At 56.2% G+C, this 20,436-nt stretch carries 21 protein-coding genes; 16 read left to right on the top strand and 5 right to left on the bottom strand.

The features are described 5' to 3' along the window. Positions 1-47: 47 nt before the first annotated feature. On the bottom strand, positions 48-2,477 hold the full coding sequence (gene hrpB / locus F8562_RS09210; RefSeq protein ID WP_014227969.1) for an ATP-dependent helicase HrpB: 2,430 nt from the start codon (positions 2,475-2,477) through the stop codon (positions 48-50). 72 nt (positions 2,478-2,549) lie between these two features. On the opposite strand from hrpB, the gene thpR reads away from it, so the two are divergent. From thpR to F8562_RS09130, 16 genes are all read left to right on the top strand, one after another. Continuing rightward, positions 2,550-3,086 carry an RNA 2',3'-cyclic phosphodiesterase gene (gene thpR / locus F8562_RS09205; RefSeq protein ID WP_014837425.1) on the top strand — a complete coding sequence of 179 codons (537 nt, stop codon included), beginning with the start codon at positions 2,550-2,552 and terminating at the stop codon, positions 3,084-3,086. Continuing rightward, positions 3,086-3,802, top strand: a complete 717-nt coding sequence (sfsA, locus tag F8562_RS09200; protein ID WP_014227967.1) for a DNA/RNA nuclease SfsA — start codon at positions 3,086-3,088, stop codon at positions 3,800-3,802. The genes thpR and sfsA overlap by 1 nt, the downstream gene beginning before the upstream one ends. A 164-nt stretch (positions 3,803-3,966) precedes the next feature. Continuing rightward, the gene (dksA, locus tag F8562_RS09195) at positions 3,967-4,422 is read left to right on the top strand and encodes an RNA polymerase-binding protein DksA (RefSeq protein ID WP_004098689.1); all 456 of its coding nucleotides are present in this window, start codon (positions 3,967-3,969) and stop codon (positions 4,420-4,422) included. A gap of 60 nt (positions 4,423-4,482) precedes the next feature. Continuing rightward, complete coding sequence (gene gluQRS / locus F8562_RS09190; protein ID WP_014837424.1) at positions 4,483-5,364, top strand: tRNA glutamyl-Q(34) synthetase GluQRS; 882 nt, start codon at positions 4,483-4,485, stop codon at positions 5,362-5,364. 51 nt (positions 5,365-5,415) lie between these two features. Next, positions 5,416-6,813 carry a polynucleotide adenylyltransferase PcnB gene (pcnB, locus tag F8562_RS09185; RefSeq protein ID WP_071881716.1) on the top strand — a complete coding sequence of 466 codons (1,398 nt, stop codon included), beginning with the start codon at positions 5,416-5,418 and terminating at the stop codon, positions 6,811-6,813. Beyond that, positions 6,810-7,289, top strand: a complete 480-nt coding sequence (gene folK / locus F8562_RS09180) for a 2-amino-4-hydroxy-6-hydroxymethyldihydropteridine diphosphokinase (RefSeq protein WP_014227964.1) — start codon at positions 6,810-6,812, stop codon at positions 7,287-7,289. The genes pcnB and folK overlap by 4 nt, the downstream gene beginning before the upstream one ends. A 119-nt stretch (positions 7,290-7,408) precedes the next feature. Next, positions 7,409-8,200 (top strand): 3-methyl-2-oxobutanoate hydroxymethyltransferase, encoded by a 792-nt coding sequence (gene panB, locus F8562_RS09175; protein WP_004098680.1) that lies wholly within the window; start codon positions 7,409-7,411, stop codon positions 8,198-8,200. Between the two features lie 11 nt (positions 8,201-8,211). Further along, positions 8,212-9,066: a pantoate--beta-alanine ligase gene (gene panC, locus F8562_RS09170; RefSeq protein ID WP_014227962.1), complete on the top strand. Its 855-nt coding sequence runs from the start codon at positions 8,212-8,214 to the stop codon at positions 9,064-9,066. Between the two features lie 93 nt (positions 9,067-9,159). Beyond that, a complete protein-coding gene (panD, locus tag F8562_RS09165; RefSeq protein ID WP_004098675.1) occupies positions 9,160-9,540 on the top strand; it encodes an aspartate 1-decarboxylase in 381 nt (126 codons plus the stop codon). A 323-nt stretch (positions 9,541-9,863) separates the two neighbouring features. Next, the gene (locus tag F8562_RS09160) at positions 9,864-10,469 is read left to right on the top strand and encodes a fimbrial protein (protein ID WP_094909463.1); all 606 of its coding nucleotides are present in this window, start codon (positions 9,864-9,866) and stop codon (positions 10,467-10,469) included. 63 nt (positions 10,470-10,532) lie between these two features. Beyond that, positions 10,533-11,255 (top strand): fimbrial chaperone, encoded by a 723-nt coding sequence (locus tag F8562_RS09155; protein WP_014227960.1) that lies wholly within the window; start codon positions 10,533-10,535, stop codon positions 11,253-11,255. Positions 11,256-11,300: 45 nt separating this feature from the next. Continuing rightward, the gene (locus F8562_RS09150; protein ID WP_041165269.1) at positions 11,301-13,856 is read left to right on the top strand and encodes an outer membrane usher protein; all 2,556 of its coding nucleotides are present in this window, start codon (positions 11,301-11,303) and stop codon (positions 13,854-13,856) included. Between the two features lie 24 nt (positions 13,857-13,880). Next, a complete protein-coding gene (locus tag F8562_RS09145) occupies positions 13,881-14,462 on the top strand; it encodes a fimbrial protein (RefSeq protein WP_014227958.1) in 582 nt (193 codons plus the stop codon). A gap of 22 nt (positions 14,463-14,484) precedes the next feature. Further along, a complete protein-coding gene (locus F8562_RS09140; protein ID WP_014227957.1) occupies positions 14,485-15,042 on the top strand; it encodes a fimbrial protein in 558 nt (185 codons plus the stop codon). Positions 15,043-15,138: 96 nt separating this feature from the next. Further along, entirely contained in the window at positions 15,139-15,690 is a 552-nt protein-coding gene (locus F8562_RS09135; RefSeq protein WP_014227956.1) for a fimbrial-like protein, read from the top strand. Positions 15,691-15,704: 14 nt separating this feature from the next. Then, positions 15,705-16,784, top strand: a complete 1,080-nt coding sequence (locus tag F8562_RS09130; protein WP_014227955.1) for a fimbrial protein — start codon at positions 15,705-15,707, stop codon at positions 16,782-16,784. Position 16,785: 1 nt separating this feature from the next. On the opposite strand, the gene F8562_RS09125 is transcribed toward F8562_RS09130, so the two are convergent. The 4 genes from F8562_RS09125 to F8562_RS09110 all read right to left on the bottom strand — a co-directional run bounded on the left by F8562_RS09125 (position 16,786) and on the right by F8562_RS09110 (position 20,352). After that, positions 16,786-18,039: a polysaccharide deacetylase family protein gene (locus F8562_RS09125; protein WP_042933987.1), complete on the bottom strand. Its 1,254-nt coding sequence runs from the start codon at positions 18,037-18,039 to the stop codon at positions 16,786-16,788. Positions 18,040-18,096: 57 nt separating this feature from the next. Then, entirely contained in the window at positions 18,097-18,537 is a 441-nt protein-coding gene (locus tag F8562_RS09120; RefSeq protein WP_014227953.1) for a PTS sugar transporter subunit IIA, read from the bottom strand. 121 nt (positions 18,538-18,658) lie between these two features. Further along, the gene (locus tag F8562_RS09115; protein WP_004098668.1) at positions 18,659-19,429 is read right to left on the bottom strand and encodes an ABC transporter permease; all 771 of its coding nucleotides are present in this window, start codon (positions 19,427-19,429) and stop codon (positions 18,659-18,661) included. After that, a complete protein-coding gene (locus F8562_RS09110) occupies positions 19,426-20,352 on the bottom strand; it encodes an ABC transporter ATP-binding protein (protein ID WP_014227952.1) in 927 nt (308 codons plus the stop codon). Before F8562_RS09110 ends, F8562_RS09115 begins: the two co-directional genes overlap by 4 nt. Between the last annotated feature and the right edge of the window lie 84 nt (positions 20,353-20,436).

Genomic DNA, 20,436 nt, shown 5'->3' with positions numbered 1-20,436 from the left:
CGGTAGCCCGGGTAAGGCGTTTACGCCGCAACCCGGGAACTCTCCGGCTACGAATACTTTTTGGTGCGCCGGGTCGGGGCGGTATTGGCCGGATCGTCGGGCCAGACGTGCTTGGGATAGCGCCCTTTCATCTCTTTTTGCACCTCGCGGTAGCTCCCCTGCCAGAAGGCGCCTAAATCGCGGGTGATCTGCAGCGGGCGCTGCGCCGGCGAAAGCAGCTCCAGCACCAGCGGCACGCGCCCCTGGGCGATAGTCGGAGTGGTCGCCTCGCCAAACATCTCCTGCATCCGCACCGCCAGCGCCGGCGGGTTTTCATCGTGATAACGAATCGCGATGCGGCTACCGGTCGGCACCGTATAGTGCGTGGGCAGCTCGCTGTCCAGCTTCTGGCGCAGCGGCCACGGCAGCCAGTTTTGCAGCGCCTGACGCACGTCCAGCGCCTTCAGGGCGCGCAGCGAATGGACGCCCGCCATCTGCGGCAGCAGCCACTGTTCAAGCGAGGCCAGCAGCGACGCCTCGTCAACGGCCGGCCACGCCTCCTCCGGCAGCCACCGCGCCGCGCAGTGTAGCCGCAGACGCAGCTGCTCCGCCTCCGGCGTCCAGGTTAGCACGCTCAGTCCCTTCTCGCGGATCCCGTTGAGCATCGCCTGGTGCAGCTCCTCTTCCGACGGCTTCGCCAGCGGCTGGGTCTTAATCACCAGGCGTCCGATACAGGTGCGCCGCCAGGCCTTCAGCGTTCCTAACGCCTCATCCCACTCGACGATATCGGAACGCCGGGCCAGGGCCGGACACTGCTCAATCAACGCGTGAATATCGACCGGCAGCGCCAGCAGGATCCGCGCGTCCGGCGATGCGCTTCCCTGCAGCAGCAGCGGCGCAATCAGCCATTCGTGGCGGCCCAGCGCATCGTCGGCGTCGAGCATCGCCCCCATCCCGTTAGCCAGCTGGTAGCGCCCCTCCTGGCCGCGACGATGGGCGATACGGTCGGCAAAAGCGGAGGCCAGCAGCGCCGCGATGCTGTCGGCGTCGGGCTGACCGCCGCGAACCGCCAGCCTTTTCATCAGCTGCTGCGCCCGCTGCTGCCAGTTACCCTGCTGACGGGCAAACGCCGCGCTAAGATCGCTATTGCCGCCGCGCGGCGGCTCTTCAAGGATCGCCGCCAGTTTAGCCGCCGTGGCGGCGCCATCGGCATCCTCCGCCGCGGTCAGCATCGCCGCCAGGCGCGGATCGTTGCCCAACGCCGCCATTTTGCGCCCGTGCGCCGACAGCCGCTCGCCTTCCAGCGCAGAAAGGTCGGTGAGCAGACGCCGGGCCGCCGCCAGGTTGGTCGCAGGCGGCAGATCCAGCCAGCTGAGCTGGGCCGGGTCCTGGCATCCCCACTGCAGCAGCTCCAGCAGCAGCGACGACAGATCGCTTTGCAGAATTTCCGGGTCGCCCTGCGCCGCCGCGCGCTCGGCCTGCTCTTTAGCCAGCAGATGCAGGCAGATCCCCGGTTCCAGACGCCCGGCGCGTCCGGCGCGCTGGGTCATTGAGGCCTGGCTGATGCGCTGCGTCACCAGGCGAGTGAGCCCGGTGCGGGCGTCAAAGCGGGCGACGCGCTCCTGGGCGCTATCCACCACCAGCCGAATCCCCTCGATGGTCAGACTGGTCTCGGCGATATTGGTCGCCAGCACCACTTTGCGCATCCCGGCGGGCGCGGGCAGTATCGCCTTACGCTGCTCGCTCAGCGGCAGCGCGCCGTACAGGGGGCAAAGGATCACATCGCTCGCCACCCGCTCCGCCAGCCGCTCCTGAACGCGCTGAATCTCTCCCACCCCGGGCAGAAACAGCAGCATTGAGCCATTTTCGCTGCGCAGCAGCTCCGCGGCGGCCACCGCCACCGCCTCGTCAAAGCGCTGATGGGCCGGCAGCGGCAGAAAACGCCGCTCAACCGGAAACGCGCGCCCTTCGGAAACGATAACCGGCGCCTCCGGCAGCAGCCGCTGCAGGCGTTCATTGTCCAGCGTCGCCGACATAATCAGCAGTTTGAGATCGTCGCGCAGCCCCTGCTGAACGTCGAGCAGCAGCGCCAGCGCCAGATCCGCCTGCAGGCTGCGTTCGTGGAATTCATCGAGGATCGCCAGCCCCACGCCGCTCAGCTCCGGATCGCGCTGGATCATCCGCGTTAAAATGCCCTCCGTCACCACTTCGAGGCGCGTGTTCGGCCCGACGCAGGTCTCCGCGCGCATGCGATAGCCCACGGTCTCGCCGGGCTTCTCTCCCAGCAGTTCCGCCAGCCGCTGCGCCACGTTACGCGCGGCCAGCCGCCGCGGCTCCAGCAGGATTATGCGTCCGTTGATGTTACCTTCGGCGAGGATTTGCAGCGGCAGCCAGGTGGATTTCCCGGCGCCGGTTGGCGCATTAAGCAGAACCTGCGGCGCATGCCGCAGGGCAGAAAGAAGTTCAGGGAGGACGGCGGCAACCGGCAATGAGGACACGAAACGCTCCGGAGGTTAACATTTGCGGGCAAGCATTGTAGCATCCCGGTAATTCATTACCGAGTCTCTATCATGTCCGAGCCGAAAAGGCTGTTTTTCGCCATTGAACTACCCGGGGACGTTCAGCAGCAGATCGTGCACTGGCGCGCCGCCAGCTTTCCCGGCGATGCGGGGCGACCGGTGGCGGCGGCTAACCTCCATCTGACGCTGGCGTTTCTTGGCGAGGTGAGCGCGGACAAGCAGCGGGCGCTGTCAGCGATGGCCGGACGGATCCGCCAGCCGGGCTTTACCCTGACGCTTGACGATGCCGGGCAGTGGCTGCGTTCGCGGGTGGTGTGGCTGGGCACCCGTCAGCCGCCGCGCGGGGTGCTGCAATTAGCGAATATGCTGCGCGCCCAGGCCGCCCGCAGCGGCTGCTATCAGAGCCCGCAGCCGTTTCATCCGCATATCACCCTGCTGCGCGACGCGCGCCACGCGGTGCCGATTCCGCCGCCCGGATTTAGCTGGGCGTTTGCGGTCAACGAATTTGTGCTCTACGAATCCAGCTTTAGCCGCGGGCGCACCCGCTATCAGGCGCTGGAACGTTATCCCTTCGACAAGGAAAGCTGATGCTGTTCACTCCTCCCCTGCAGTCTGCCACCCTGGTTAAACGTTACAAACGGTTTCTCGCCGACGTGGTCACCCCCGACGGTCGCGAGCTGACCCTGCACTGTCCCAACACCGGCGCCATGACCGGCTGCGCCGCGCCGGGCGATACCGTCTGGTATTCCACCTCAGATAATCCTAAGCGCAAATATGCCCACACGTGGGAATTAACTGAAACCGTAGAGGGCGCGACAATTTGTGTTAATACTCTACGTGCTAACACGTTGGCAAAAGAGGCGATTCTGGCAGGAAATATTCCCGAGCTTTTGGGCTATAACGCGCTGAAAAGCGAAGTGAAGTATGGTGATGAAAGCAGCCGCATTGATATTCTGTTACAAGCAGATGACCAACAAAACTGCTATATTGAAGTGAAATCGGTTACGTTGGCGGAAAAGGAATACGGTTACTTCCCCGATGCGGTTACCGCACGCGGTCAGAAGCACCTGCGGGAGCTGATGAGCGTGGCGGCAGCGGGCGATCGGGCGGTGATTTTGTTCGCCGTGCTGCACTCGGCGATAGACCGTTTCTCACCCGCGCATCATATTGATGCCAGATACGCACAGCTATTGATTGAGGCGCAAAACAAGGGGGTGGAAATTCTCGCCTACAAGGCGGAACTTTCTACCGAGATGATGACTCTGAATAAGCCGATTACCGTGGTGTTAACCCCCGGTAAATAAACGGCTAAATAGTATTCGGGTCGCGAGCGCAAATACGCTTTTCCTCACAGGGTTGTCAAGTGTAACGTTTAGATAATTGCTATCCGGAAAAGCATCTGCTATTTATAGCGGCCTGATTTTTCCCCCAACACGGGGATCGATAGTGCGTGTTAAGGAGAAGCAACATGCAAGAAGGGCAAAACCGTAAAACATCGTCCCTGAGTATTCTCTCCATCGCTGGGGTGGAGCCGTACCAAGTGAAGCCGGGCGAAGAGTATATGAACGAAGCCCAGCTGGCGCACTTCAAGCGCATTCTTGAAGCGTGGCGTAATCAACTTAGGGATGAAGTGGATCGCACCGTAACGCATATGCAGGATGAAGCTGCTAACTTCCCGGATCCGGTAGACCGTGCCGCTCAGGAAGAAGAGTTCAGCCTGGAGCTGCGTAACCGCGACCGCGAACGTAAACTGATCAAAAAGATCGAGAAAACGCTGAAAAAAGTCGAAGACGAAGATTTCGGCTTCTGTGAATCCTGTGGCGTTGAGATTGGTATCCGTCGTCTGGAAGCGCGTCCGACCGCCGACCTGTGCATTGATTGCAAAACGCTGGCGGAAATTCGCGAAAAACAGATGGCAGGCTAATCACTTCGCTGACGCATCTCTGGCGGGAGCTTTCTCCCGCCCTGATGCTTTAGTCATACGATGACAGATTCCCACTACATCGGGCGCTTTGCCCCCTCACCTTCCGGCGAACTCCACTTCGGCTCATTGATTGCCGCGCTTGGCAGCTATCTCCAGGCTCGGGCGCAGAACGGTATCTGGCGCGTGCGCATTGAAGATATCGATCCGCCGCGTGAAGTCCCCGGCGCCGCCGAGACTATTCTTCGTCAGTTAGAGCACTTCGGCCTGCACTGGGACGGAGAGGTACTCTGGCAGTCAAAACGCCACGAAGCCTATCGTGAGCGCCTGGCCTGGCTACGCGAGCAGGGCCTCTGCTACTACTGCACCTGCACCCGCGCGCGTATCCACGCTATCGGCGGCCTTTACGACGGCCACTGCCGGGATTTACGCCTCGGCGCGGAAAACGCCGCTCTGCGCCTGCGGCAAACGCGTCCGGTCCTCGAATTTTATGACCAGCTACGCGGCACCATCGTCGCCGACGAGCCTCTGGCGCGTGAAGATTTTATTATCCACCGTCGCGATGGGCTGTTCGCCTATAATCTGGCGGTGGTGGTGGACGATCATTTTCAGGGCGTCAGCGAAATCGTCCGCGGCGCCGATCTTATCGAGCCGACGGTGCGGCAAATTTCGCTCTATCAGCATTTTGGCTGGCAGGCGCCGGACTATATCCATTTGCCGCTGGCTCTCAACGCGCAGGGCAATAAACTGTCGAAGCAAAACCACGCTCCGGCGTTATCTACAGGCGATCCGCGCCCGGAAATTGTGCGGGCGCTAACGTTTCTTAATCAGGATGTCATTCAGGAATGGCAGACGCTGAGCATTGAGGATTTACTCAAGTACGCGGTAGCGAACTGGCGGCCGGAGCAAATCCAGCATTCTCAAATGCGTTCTGCTGAGCTATGATTAGCCGCTATTTTTTTGTCCTGAAGTCCGTCTGACACTACGAGGTGTACCATTTTTACCCGAGTCGCTAATTTTTGCCGTAAGGTGCTAAGCCGTGAAGAGCGCGAGGCAGAAGCCGCCGTCGAACAACTACATATGACGGTTATCCCGCGCGAGCAGCATGCAATTTCCCGCAAAGATATCAGTGAAAATGCCCTCAAGGTCATGTACAGACTCAATAAGGCGGGCTACGAATCGTGGCTGGTCGGCGGCGGCGTACGCGATCTGCTGCTGGGCAAAAAACCCAAAGATTTTGACGTCACCACCAACGCCACGCCGGAGCAGGTGCGTAAGCTGTTCCGCAACTGCCGCCTGGTCGGCCGTCGCTTCCGCCTGGCGCACGTGATGTTCGGGCCGGAAATTATCGAAGTCGCGACCTTCCGCGGCCATCACGAAGGCCACACCACCGATCGCGTCACCTCCCAGCGCGGCCAGAACGGCATGCTGCTGCGCGACAATATCTTCGGTTCGATTGAAGAAGACGCCCAGCGTCGCGACTTTACCATCAACAGCCTCTATTACAGCGTGGCGGATTTCACCGTCCGCGACTACGTCGGCGGCATGAAAGATCTGCAGGATGGCGTCATCCGCCTGATCGGCGATCCGGAAACCCGCTATCGCGAAGATCCGGTGCGCATGCTGCGCGCGGTGCGTTTTGCGGCGAAGCTCAGTATGAGCATCAGCGAAGAGACCGCCGAACCGATTCCGCGCCTGGCGACGCTGCTGCACGATGTGCCCCCGGCGCGCCTGTTTGAAGAAGTGTTAAAGCTGCTGCAGGCCGGCGACGGCTATCAAACCTATCTCCTGCTGCGCGAATATAATCTGTTCCAGCCGCTGTTCCCGACCATTACCCGCTACTTCACCGAGCGCGGCGATAGCCCGATGGAGCGCATCATCAGCCAGGTGCTGAAGAATACCGATAACCGCATTCGCAACGATATGCGCGTTAATCCGGCGTTCCTGTTCGCGGTAATGTTCTGGTACCCGCTGCTGGAAACCGCGCAGAAAATCGCTCAGGAGAGCGGGCTGGCCTACTACGACGCCTTCGCGCTGGCGATGAACGACGTGCTGGACGAGGCCTGCCGTACGCTGGCGATCCCGAAACGCATCACCACCCTGGTGCGCGACATCTGGCAGCTTCAGCTACGGATGTCCCGCCGTCAGGGCAAACGCGCGTGGAAGCTGATGGAGCATCCCAAATTCCGCGCCGCCTACGATCTGCTGGAGCTGCGCGCCGGCGCAGAGAACAATAGCGAACTACAGCGCCTGACCAAATGGTGGGGCGAGTTCCAGGTCGCCGCGCCGCCGGCTCAGAAAGATATGCTGGATGATTTAGGCGACGATCCGGCTCCACGTCGCCGCCACCGCCGTCCGCGCAAACGCGCGCCGCGTCGCGAAGGTAGCGCATGACGCTCGCTTATATCGCTATCGGCAGCAATCTGGCCTCGCCGCTGGAGCAGGTTAACGCTGCCGTCAACGCGCTGTCGGAGATTCCTGGCAGCCGGGTGATAAGCGTTTCCTCTTTCTACCGTACGCCGCCGCTGGGGCCACAGGATCAGCCTGACTATCTCAACGCCGCCGTGGCGCTGGAAACGACCCTGGACGCAGACGCGCTGCTCAATCACACCCAGCGCATCGAACTGCAGCAGGGCCGCACGCGTAAAGCTGAACGCTGGGGACCGCGCACGCTGGACCTCGACATCATGCTGTTTGGCAATGAGGTGATTAACACCCCGCGCCTGACCGTACCGCACTACGATATGCAAAACCGCGGTTTTATGCTGTGGCCGCTGTTTGAAATCGCCCCTGAGCTGCGTTTCCCCGACGGCCCGGCGCTGCGCGACGTGCTGGCCAATCTCGGCGCGGAAAAACCCGCCGCCTGGTAATACCCCTTCATTTTTTAGCAATTACGGCGATCGTGGTAATCGGTTGCCTAAAACCATTGCCCCCCTGAATGCGGCTGCTAGAATGCCGGTTAAAATGACTTTCATCATCAGGAAACGTTATGAAACCGACCACTATCGCCCTGCTGCAGAAATGCAAACAGGAGAAGAAACGCTTCGCCACTATCACCGCCTACGACTACAGCTTTGCGAAGCTGTTTGCCGATGAGGGTATCAACGTGATGCTGGTCGGCGATTCGCTGGGCATGACGGTGCAGGGCCACGACTCCACCCTGCCGGTGACCGTAGAAGACATTGCCTATCACACGCGCGCGGTGCGCCGCGGAGCGCCCAACTGTCTGCTGCTCGCCGATCTGCCGTTTATGGCTTACGCCACGCCGGAACAGACCTTCGAGAACGCCGCCATCGTGATGCGCGCGGGAGCCAATATGGTCAAAATCGAGGGCGGCGCATGGCTGGCGGACACCGTGAAAATGCTTGCCGAGCGCGCGGTGCCGGTGTGCGGGCACCTCGGTCTGACGCCCCAGTCGGTGAACGTCTTCGGCGGCTATAAAATTCAGGGCCGCGGCGATGCCGGGCAAGTTCTGCTGGATGACGCGCTGGCGCTGGAAGCGGCGGGCGCGCAGCTGCTGGTGCTGGAGTGCGTACCGGTCGAGCTGGCGAAACGCGTCACCGAGGCGTTAACCATCCCGGTGATCGGCATCGGCGCGGGCAACGTCACCGACGGGCAAATCCTCGTCATGCATGACGCATTCGGCATTACCGGCGGCCATATTCCCAAATTTGCCAAAAATTTCCTGAGCACAGCGGGCGACATGCGCGCCGCGGTACGGCAATATGTTGCCGAAGTGGAGTCCGGCGTCTATCCGGGCGAAGAACACAGTTTCCATTAAGGAGTGTTGTTGTGCTGATTATTGAAACCCTGCCGCTGCTGCGCCAGCATATCCGTCGTTTACGCCAGGAAGGCAAGCGCATTGCGCTGGTTCCCACCATGGGCAACCTGCACGATGGTCATATGAAGCTGGTTGATACCGCCAAAGCCAGCGCGGATGTGGTGGTGGCCAGTATCTTCGTCAACCCTATGCAGTTCGACCGCGCCGAGGATCTGGCGCGCTATCCGCGTACCCTGCAGGACGATTGCGAAAAGCTGAACAAGCGTAAGGTCGATTTTGTCTTTGCCCCTGCCGCGGCGGAAATCTATCCGCACGGCCTCGAAAATCAGACTTACGTGGATGTTCCGGGGCTGTCGACGATGCTCGAGGGCGCCAGTCGTCCGGGCCACTTCCGCGGCGTTTCCACTATCGTCAGCAAGCTGTTCAACCTGATCCAGCCGGACGTCGCCTGCTTCGGCGAAAAAGACTTCCAGCAGCTGGCGCTGATCCGCAAAATGGTGGCCGATATGGGCTACGACATCGAGATTATCGGCGTACCGATTATGCGCGCGAAAGATGGGCTGGCGCTCAGTTCGCGCAACGGCTATCTCAGCGCAGACCAGCGCAAAGTTGCGCCGGGGCTGTATAAGGTGATGAATGGCGCGGCGGAGAAGCTGGCGGCCGGCGAGCGCAATCTTGACGAGATTATCGCGATTGCCGCGCAGGAGCTGAACGAAAAAGGCTTCCGCGCCGATGATATCCAGATCCGCGATGCCGACACGCTGCTCGACCTGACGGAAAACAGCCAGCGCGCGGTGATCCTGATGGCGGCATGGCTCGGCGAAGCGCGTTTGATCGACAACCAGATAGTGGCGCTCGTTCGGTAGACACGGGTTAAAAATCGGGCAATACTGCCTGGAATTTCCTCAAGGCGGGCGTCACGTCCGCTTTGTTATCGTTAAGCTTTAAAGGTAGACGTTATGATTCGTAATATGCTGCAGGGCAAACTCCACCGCGTAAAAGTCACGCAGGCCGACCTGCACTATGAAGGCTCCTGCGCTATTGATCAGGATTTCCTGGATGCGTCCGGCATCCTTGAAAACGAGGCAATTCATATCTGGAACGTGACCAACGGTAATCGTTTCTCCACCTACGCCATCGCCGCGGAGCGAGGTTCGCGAATTATCTCCGTGAACGGCGCGGCGGCACACTGTGCGAGCGTCGGCGATATTCTGATTATCGCCAGCTTCGTCACCATGCCTGACGAAGAAGCCCGCACCTGGCAGCCGAAAGTGGCCTATTTCGAAGGCGAAAACGAAATGAAGCGCCAGGCCAAAGCGATTCCGGTGCAGGTTGCCTGATATTATCAATAGCTCCGGAACTCTATCCGGAGCTATTATTTTTTTGATTTATATTATTCTTCGATATAATATGATCATTGCGATCAATATGATTCACCGCCCACCTACGCGCTTTCTCAATCACATCATTAGATTATTTAAAAATAGACTTACCCCCTTATCACACATAGAAAGCAAAAATCAATCCGTCATTACTTACATTATTTTGTAAAAATATTAAGTATTAGCCCTCATCTAAAAGAATAGAATCATTGGCACCTAAATATTATTTAGGCTGCTCCCACGCGTTATGGGAAAGTTTAATTTTATATGGATGTTTATCTATGAATAAGTTAACCATTGCTGCCGCATCAATTATTCTGGCTTTGGGCTCCGCTTCCGCATTTGCTGAAGATACGGTAACTACAATCGGTAACGACGTTGGTCTCATCACATTTGATGGCGCAGTTTCTGATACCACTTGCACCATCACCACTAATAACGGCATTAATGCAAACAACGTCACCATTAGCATGCCGGTGGTAAAAAAATCAGAAGTTGAAGGTACCAGCGTTGATGCAGGCGTTGGCTCAAAAGAGTTCGAACTGCACCTGAGCAGCTGCCCGGACACGCTGACCAAAGCATCCGCGACCTTTACCTCTCAGCAGTTTGCCGAACTCTCTAACGGCACGCTGAAAACCGATCCGAGCGTCACCGGTCATGCCGATAACGTGAGCCTGGCGCTGTTTAACAACAGCACCACCGACACCAGTCGCATTCAGGTTGGCCTGCCGAATAACAACACGCAGGTCGCCTCCCTGAAAGGCGGCGAAGGCGTACTGGCTTATCGCGTTGCCTACGTTCCAGGCGCCGATTGGGTGAAAGGCACCAACGATATCACCGCGGGTAAAGTGACGAGCAACGCGACGTTTACTATGTCTTACGAGTAATCGTAACGTAATGGATTGTGCGTCTGCGGCTGAAAGCAGGCGCATTGCAGGGAGCTGATGGTTATGGATCGTTTTACCCAACTTACGCTGACATCGCTGGTATGCGCCAGCGCGGCGTTCAGTACGCTTAATGCCCGTGCGGATATCGTTATTTCCGGCACCCGTATTATCTATCCCCAGTCGTCCAAAGACGTCACCGTTAAAATGGAAAATCGCGGTAATAACCCGCTGCTGGTACAGTCGTGGCTTGATGACGGTCGCGATACCGTTAATCCTCAGGAGCTGAAGCTGCCGTTTGTCGTCACGCCGCCGGTCTCGCGCATCGACCCGTCGAAGGGGCAAACCGTACGTATTACGTGGACCCAACAACCTCTGGCCCAGGATCGGGAATCGCTGTTCTGGTTTAACGTCCTTGAGGTGCCGCCAAAAGCAAAAGATGCCGATAGCCAAAACGCATTGCAGCTGGCGTTTCGCACCCGCATTAAGATGTTTTTTCGCCCGGATGGTTTGCAGGGCGATCCGGCGGTTGCCGCCGGTAATCTGCAATGGACGCAGCAAGGAACCGCGTTAATCGCCAATAATAGCAGCCCTTATTATATATCAATGGCTAAAGCGACCATTACCGTGAAGGGAAAAAAAATAGAGGTCGATTCTCACACTATTCCTCCGCTCTCTCATGAAACGATCCCCGTTAAAAATGCGCCAGCATTACAGGGAGGGGGAATTGAATATATCGCTATTAACGATTTTGGTGGTACCGAAAAACATCAAGCCACCATCAATTAATTGTTACTGCTGAAGGACCTCAGCCTTTACAAGAACAGGGACAACATGTTTTTTCGTCGATCGTTATTGTGTACAACGCTATATATTGCACTGCCGTCCTCAGTAATGGCGGAACAAGCGCTTTCAGCGGCTTCAGATGAAGTTGAATTTAACGATCAGTTTTTATTCAGTACCGGTAGCAATATTGACGTCAGCCGTTTTTCTAAAGGGAATCCGGTGCCGCCGGGCACCTATAAGACGCAAGTTTTACTGAATAATCAGCCGAAGATGCTGGTGGATTTTACCTTTAATGATAACGGTACGCCTCGCGCAACGCCCTGCTTCACCGCAAAGCTGCTGGCGCAAATTGGCGTAAAAACGGTGGGAATGGATCTCGAATCCGCGGCCTGTATCGATATTGCGCAACAGTATCCGCAATCGACGTGGAATTATGATATCGGCACCCAGGAGCTCTCGCTCTCAATGCCGCAAATTTACACCCTTAAACACCCTAACGGTTACGTCGATCCTTCACTCTGGCAGAACGGGATTAACGCCGCGATGGTTTCTTACGATCTCAACGCCTGGCATAACGAAAGCGACAGCAGCAGCTCCGATTCGGTTTATGCCGGATTGAAGTACGGCGTGAATGTCGGCGCCTGGCATCTACGGGCCAGGGGCAACGCCAACTGGGATGAAGACTCCGGTAGCGATTACACCAGCCAGGATATTTATCTCCAGCGCGATGTCGCCGCATTACGCTCGCAGTTTCTGATCGGCGACTCTTATACCCGCGGTGATGGCTTCGATTCGTTCAGCCTGCGCGGCGTACGTTTTTACAATGACGATCGCATGCTGCCCGGCGGCGCCTCAACCTACGCCCCGGAGATCCGCGGCGTGGCGAAAAGTAATGCGAAGATCGTGATTAAGCAGAACGGTAATAAGATTTATGAAACCACCGTCCCACCGGGGCCCTTTGCTATCACCGATCTCAGCACTACCGGCTATGGTAGCGACCTGGATGTCTCCATTGAAGAAGCGGACGGCAGCATCCGTACTTTCTCGGTACCCTACTCATCGGTCACTCAAATGCTCAGGCCCGGATATGGACGCTGGGATATCGGCGCCGGGGAACTGCATGATGACGGTTTACATGACAGGCCCAGGTTAGGTTACGCCACGGGATATTACGGCTTAAACAACACCTTCACCGGCTATGCTGGCTTTCAGTATATGGATATCGGCTACTACGCCGGGTTAGCAGGTATCGCGACGAATACGCCCATCGGCGCGTTCGCTTTTGACATCACGCATTCAACCACCGCTATGGATAATCTGGAGACCCTGACGGGCCAGAGCTATCGCGTGACGTGGAGCAAACTACTCAGGGAATCAAATACCTCATTCAACATTGCCGCCTGGCGTTTCTCCACCGAAAACTATATGTCGTTACGCGACGCGGCCACCTTAAATAGCAACGTCAAACGTCATGATAATGCGTCGCAGCAGGAGTACTCCCGTTTTCAGCGGATGAAAAATCAGTTCCAGGTCAATGTGAGTCAGCCGATATCCCTTTGGGAATCCAGCAGCGGCAACCTGTATGTAAGCGGTAGCTGGGAGGATTACTGGAACAAAACCTCCTCTACCTCCCAGTACTCTATCGGTTATAACGACGCATTTTCATGGGCCAGCTATAGCGTTTCACTCCAGCGTTCCTATAACGAATATGGCGATAAGGACGACAGCGTTTACCTCAATCTGAGTATTCCGCTGGAAAACCTGCTGGGACACAACAAACGGCCGCTCGGTTTTTCAACCATCAATACCAGCGTCAACAGCGACCTGAAGTCGAACAATAACATCTCCACCAGCGCCAACGGCAATACCGACGACTATCGCTTCAGCTACAGCCTTAACACCAGCGCCAGCCGGTCAGATGGCTCGTCAATCAACCAGGTTGGCGGTTACGGCAGCTACAGCAGCCCGTGGGGGCCCTTAAGCCTGTCGGCTTCTGCTTCCGATGATGACAGCCGCCAGTACTCCATGAGCTACAGCGGCGGCATGCTGCTGCATTCCGGCGGCTTGACTCTGGCCCCGGGCAGTATTGGCGATACCGATACCCTGGCGCTGGTGCACGCCTCCGGGGCGGAAGGCGCTCGTTTAACGAATGGCGACGGGCGTATTAATCGCTTTGGCTATGCCATTCAACCTTACTTATCCGCCTATCGGGAAAATAGCGTCGGTCTCAACATCGACACAATGGAAGAAGATGTTGAAGTGAAGAATACCAGTACGGTCGTGGTCCCCCGCAGTGGCTCCGTTGTGCGGGTTGATTTCGAAACCAACGAAGGGCGCTCACTCCTGCTGGAGCTTCAGCGCTCCGACAAGGGGTTTATCCCGCTCGGCGCGGATGTGCAAAACGAACGGGGCGAATCTATCGGCACGGTCGGACAGGCCGGTATGGCCTATGTTCGCGGCGTCACGGAAAGCGGAACACTACAGGTTATCTGGGGAAGCGGCCGCGAAGGACGCTGCACCGTTCATTATCAGCTCGCTGATAGCGGTGCCGATAGAAAAGTGGGGCTTACCCGTCTACTGAGTCATCAACGCTGCCAGATGTAACGGCACTTTTTTACAGGGAACAGAATGAAGATAATCAGTTTTAGAAAACGCTGCCTGCTGGGCTGTAGCGGCATTTTACTCGCTACCGCGTTACCGGGTCAGGCAACATCGCTGGATGTCACCTTTACCGCTAACCTGCGCGAAACGACCTGCGATATGGCCATTGAAGGCGGCAGCGGCGATGGCAAAAACAACACCATTCCTGTCGGCGCGAATGGCATAGTGAGCCTGGATAAAATTATCAGCGGCGACAGCGCGGCGCAGGCAACCTTTAAGCTGAAAATCACGGAATGCCCGAGCAGCCTGCAGTCGCTTAAAACCACCATCAGCGGGACGAAATCGGCGGAAAAAGAGACGGTGATTCTGAATGGTAACGCAACGGCAGATGCTGCGGGAGCCCTTGGGATCACTATCGCCAGAGCTTCCGCCACCGATGCCCCTTTCGTGATTAATGCGGGCTCGGACACGGGTCGACTGGTATGGACCAGCCAGGAAATTAACAACAAAGAAGTTCCTCTGGTCGCGACGCTGGTTGAAACGCAGACGGGACAAGGCACGACGGGTGCCTTTAGCGCTTTGGCCACTTTCAACTTCACCTACGAATAATCATCAGAAAAGGAACCTCTTGATGAAAAAAATCTCTTTTCTGGGCGGTGTTGTCGGCACGTTGCTTTTTTCTGCGCCCTCTATTGCCGAGATAACCGGAACCAGCAGCATTTCCGCCACTTTTACCTCGACAATTCAAGCCGGTACCTGCACGGCGCAGATTCAGAACGCCAGCGGTCAGCCCATGAGTACGCTGAATTTCGGCGATGTATTTAAATCCGATCTGGTTAAGCAAAGCCGCAGCGAACCGTTCAAGGTAGCCTTTAGCGACTGTTCTGGGGTGAAATCCGCCAAATATCAAGTCATTCCCGGCAGCGGTGGCGGCTGCTCGGGCCCAAGTTCGAACGGCGACTCTTTTGCCGCAGGCAACTCAACGGCTTTTGAAGTGTGGCAAGGGGAGTCCGGAACGGGAACGTTGCTTAGCTGTAATAACAAGCCCTCACAAACGCTCAGCATCAGCGGTCGTTCGCTCAGCGTCAGTTTTGCTTCGCGCATTGTTATCGCTAAAGATAGAAAAATAGCCAACGTCACAGCGGGTAGCGTCAGCTCTCCCGTCACGTTTGTTATCACCTATCAGTAAGTTAAAAGGAGCAGCACCGCTATGTCATTCTGTATCCGTCTAATCGGCCCAGTTGGGAAGGCGTTGCTGGTTGTGGGAGCGGCAGGCGGGCTGTGCATGGCTCCTTATTTTGCGGATGCCGCGAATGAAAATAAAGAAGGGCTGGACGTCACCCTGACAGCCAATATTGTGGAAAATACCTGCCAGATTTCCATCTCTGGCAATGGAACCGTTCATCTACCTACGGTTTCCCGCCGTTGGTTTTATAACGATGACGGCACTTCGCGTTTGCAGCCCGGCGACCCTGCCAGCGGGACGCTATTTAGCGTGAACGTTGAAAGCTGCTCAGGCGATGCCACGACGGTCAATACTCTCACCTTTGGCTTTAAGCCACAAAATGGGATCTGGCCCGTGGAAAGCCAGCAGGTATTTATCAATGAAGCGCCAGCCGCCGCAGGCGGGGCGGAGAACGTCGGGATTGTCATTTTTTCTACCCACGATAACCGTAACGTTGTGAATAGCGACGGTAGCTCCGCCGTGGTTATTGATGTTTCAAAAGCGGATAACTATCTGGCCAGCTACGATTTTTATGCCCGCTATCAAAATACGGGCACCGTTACCCCAGGGAAAGTTAACAGTCATGTCCTGGTAGACGCTATTTACCAGTGATCAGGGAGGATGAGATGATCAAATTGATGGTATACCCATTCGCGCTGCTGGCTCTGAGCTTTGGCGCCAGCGCCAAGGAGTGCCATCTTGACGATGGCAGAAGCGGCTCGTTAACGCTGAACAACGGTGTAACCACCTATCCAATAACATTCAAGACAGCATTAGGTGACCAGGGAAGCAAGAAACCCGAGCTGCTTACCTTCGACATTCAGTCCAGTTACGCTCTCCGGACCGAATGCGATGCGGGAAACGATGGATTTGATTTTTATGCAAAAACCAACCCAAGCGCCACGCCGACCACCGTAGACGGCAGAGCACTTTTCCCTACAAATATAGAGGGTATTTATTATGCGGTAAGAATATACACCCAGGCCGGCGGCGGCGGATATTTGCCAGAGGTTAACAGCAGCAAGGACTGGGTTTGGGTCAGCGGCGGCAATCAGTCGTACTGGAATAACCAGCAATTAAAGTACTCTGTGACCTTGTATCAGGACGTCCCTTTTCAAGGAAACCTCAACCACGACATGAGAATTTACCCTAAAGATTCAAGAACATTGGGTCAAATCCGCGTCGGTTCGGCAGATTCAGATGACAATAACCCGTGGACGATTAACGTCAATCCCAGCAGCTTTAGCATACTGGTCATGGCCGCAACGTGTTCTTCCGCCATGGTCAATAACGGCACCAATAACGTGAACTTCGGCGACGTCATGTTCTCATCTTTCCGGGAAGGCTACTGGCCGAGAACACCGTTTACGTTAAGGTTAAGCGGATGCAATAACACCGTCTGGGTACGTATGAAGCTTGCCACACCTAAATCAGAATTGAGCGTGACCGGCGGCGTGACGCTAATGACCAATACGCTCACCGGCAGCGATGCGGCAACTGGCGTAGGAGTAGGGTTAGCGTCGAACTTCACTACCGCCGATGGTTTCAACCTGCAGCCCGGTTTAGAAATATGGTCGCCGTCAACAAGCGTCAGCAATTCGTCATCATATGACTATAGCTTTGATGCCTGGCTTTCCCGCACATCCGGTGAGCTAAAGCCGGGAAAATTTAAAGCGATAGGCACGTTTACCATCGATTATTTCTGATCTACCCCTGCGGCTGGTTGCTTATCAGCCGCGACATCGTCTCCAGCGAATCCGTTCTTAATATATACAGCCTTTTCAACAAGAACGGATTATCGCCCGGCTTTACCTTCCCCCTCACCGTGGTCACCGCCAGATGAAAACCGGCGTCGTTGGCGGCCTGGATCGCCTTAGCGTTATAGCCGCCAAACGGGTAAGAGAGATACAGTACGTGGGGATTAAACTGCGCCAGCGCCCGCCGCGAATGCGCAAAATCAAACAGAATATTGTGATAGCTGCGGCTGAGGAGGATCGGATGACGTTCAGCATCAACCCGATGCAGGAAGTGGGTATGCGACTGCACGTCAAAGACGTCCTGGATCTGTTTTAGCTCGGAAATACTCATAAACTGCAGCGATTTCGGCGCCCATTTCTGCGGATGGCGCTTGATGCGCGACGAGATAATAAACGCCGTGGCGTGAAAGCCATACTGCTTGAGGATCGGGTAGGCATAGCGGTTGACCGACTTCAGCCCATCGTCAAAGGTGATCGCCACCGCACGCGCCGGAAGATTCACTTTATTACGCAGATAGCCTTCCAGTTGATACATGCTGAGCGTGGTATAGCCCTGGTCGCGTAGCCAGGTCATCTGATTGCTGAAGGCGCGCACGGAGGTCGTCGTTGAGGTATGGCGAAAGCGGGTATTTTCTTCATCACGCAGGATATGGTGATAAGTCAGTACAGGGATGCCGTTATCTTCTTGCGCATCCAGACTGCTCACCCACGCCAGGCGGTTGCCGATACGAATCTGAAACCAGGTTTGATTAAGCCGATCTTTGAGTTTGCTGATAATCGGATAACGCAGATTATTCGCCAGGGTGCCAAATGGCGCGCTGCCCACGGCGGGGGCATCATAGATTGGCGTATCTTTCCAGGTAATGAGGTTTTGGTTGCTCAGAGGCTTATGCAGATCGCCCAGGCTATCCTCCACCCGCTGCTTACCCTGTACCGGCCCCAGGTGGCCTTTATCGATAAAGCCGGTCGCAAAGCCAAAATTAAACTCATAGTAATCCGCCGCCGTCGGTACTACCGCCAGAATTTTCCCTGCCCGCACGTTGCCGACGCTCACCACCTGATTGCCAACCTGCGCCCAGATATCCGCATCTTCGGTCGTTTGCATATAACGTGCCGGCACACCCTGCTGGCTTAACAGGCTGGCGGAAGCGCTTAGCGCCGTGAACAGGAGGAGTAAAGCAAGAATTCGGGCAAACATGCGCATCGAGCCGGTAGACAAGAACTGCCGTCATTGTAACAAAAGCCTCATCAATACCAATGCTTAATTCCCGTACGGCTCATGCAGTAGTCGAAAAGGCGGATTTTTTTGCTGCTGATGCCAGAGGCTGCTCACCGCCGGGCCTCCGGCGCTGACAATGGCGTGTCGGAAGGCTTCGCTGCTCAGACTCTGACGCAGCAAATACATACATTCCAGTAATGAATAGTCGATCCCGGAAATCACTTCACAGTGGGTGTGCTTATGGCTCAGCAGCGCCGCCACGCGATAAGGCGCCGCGCCGGTTTTATCGGTCAGAAAAATGACCCCGTCTCCGCCGTCCGTCTCGTGCAGCGCATCGCACATCATGCGGCTCAGCATATTGCTGCTGAGATTACGCCAGTAGTTGACCGCCCGACACTGCGTCAGCGGCCCAAACTTTTTCTCCAGACGATCCAGCATCTCCTGCGCCAGTTCGTCATGACAGGTAATCACCCAACCTAACATCGCCCACCTCCTTAGCAGGCAAACAATGTAGCAAGGGAAGAGATGAATATCGGTGATGACAATCAAAATTGTTTGCCGGCGCTTCGCTGAACGGGGCTGCGAAGCGCCGTGGTTGGCTAAATTAGCTGCGAAGCCCGCGTCCGCGCTGGATCAGATACCAGCACAAGAGATAAAACGCGACGATAAACACCACCAGCACGCCGAAAGTGGTGGCGAGCGGAACATCGTTAATGCCGAGGAAACCGTAGCGGAAACCGCTGATCATGTAGACGATCGGGTTCAGATGCGACAGCCCTTGCCAGAACGGCGGCAGCAGGGTCAGCGAATAAAAAACCCCGCCGAGATAGGTCAGCGGCGTCAGCACGAAGGTCGGAATAAGGCTGATATCGTCAAAGGTTTTGGCAAACACCGCATTCAGCAGACCGGCCAGCGAAAATAGCACGGCGGTCAGCACCAGGGTCAGGGCGACGAATATCCATGAGTGAACCTGGAACGGTACGAAAAACAGCGAAATCGCCGTCACCAGAATCCCGACGCACAGACCGCGGGCAACGCCGCCGCCCACATAGCCGGCGATAACCACGTGGGTGGGAACCGGCGCGACCAGCAGTTCTTCAATATTGCGCTGAAATTTCGCGCTGAAGAAGGAGGACGCCACGTTGGCGTAGGCGTTGGTGATCACCGCCATCATAATCAGGCCCGGCACGATAAACTGCATATAGGTGAAACCGTGCATTTCACCGATGCGCGAGCCGATCAGATTGCCGAAAATAACAAAGTAGAGGGTCATAGTTATGACCGGCGGCACCAGCGTCTGGATCCAGATACGCATAAAGCGGTGGATCTCTTTGGTCCAGATGCTTTTCAGCGCGACCCAATAAAGCTGCATCATGCTGATTCTCCTTTCCGGTCATGGACCAGCGTGACAAACAGCTCTTCCAGACGGTTAGCTTTGTTACGCATACTTAATACCTGTACGCCCTGCGCGCTTAACTGAGTAAATACGCTGTTAATCCCCTGCTCACGCAGCACCTCAACCTCCAGCGTCGACGTATCAACCAGACGATACTGATAGCCTTCCAGTACCGGTAATGGACTCTTAGGTGCCAGATCGAGAATAAAGGTTTCCGATTTCAGTTTGGAAAGCAGCGCCTTCATCGAGGTGTTTTCCACCAGCTCACCGTTCTGAATAATGCCAATATTGCGACACAGCATCTCGGCCTCTTCCAGATAGTGGGTAGTGAGGATAATCGTCGTGCCTTTATCGTTGAGATCTTTCAGGAAGCCCCACATCGAACGACGCAGCTCGATATCCACTCCCGCCGTGGGTTCATCAAGAATCAGCAGCTTCGGCTCGTGCATCAACGCGCGGGCAATCATCAGGCGGCGCTTCATGCCGCCGGAGAGCATCCGCGCGCGTTCGTTGCGTTTTTCCCAAAGATCGAGCTGTTTAAGGTACTTTTCGCTACGGGCGATCGCTTCTTTGCGCTCGACGCCGTAGTAGCCCGCCTGGTGAATCACAATCTGCTGCACGGTTTCAAACGGGTTAAAGTTGAACTCCTGCGGCACCAGGCCGAGCTGGCGCTTGGCGTTCACCACATCCTTTTGCAGGTCATAGCCAAACACGTTGACCTCGCCGGAGGTTTTATTCACCAGCGAACTGATAATGCCGATAGTGGTGGATTTTCCCGCGCCGTTTGGCCCCAGGAGCGCGTAAAAATCGCCCGCCTCAACCTGCAGATCGATTCCGCGCAGCGCCTGAACCCCGCCGGGGTAGGTTTTTTTAAGCTGTTTTAATTCCAGAGCAATGGTCATTAAATGTCTCTTCTCGTGTCGTGACACGCGATGGGTTGTTTTAAAAAATGTGAGGTTAACCTATATTAGCGCAACGCACTTACT

This window comes from Klebsiella sp. RCJ4 (assembly GCF_009025755.1).
Lineage (GTDB): Bacteria > Pseudomonadota > Gammaproteobacteria > Enterobacterales > Enterobacteriaceae > Klebsiella > Klebsiella michiganensis.
The sequence above is the reverse complement of the archived record's forward strand: the minus strand, read 5'-3'. Positions and strand labels throughout refer to the sequence as shown.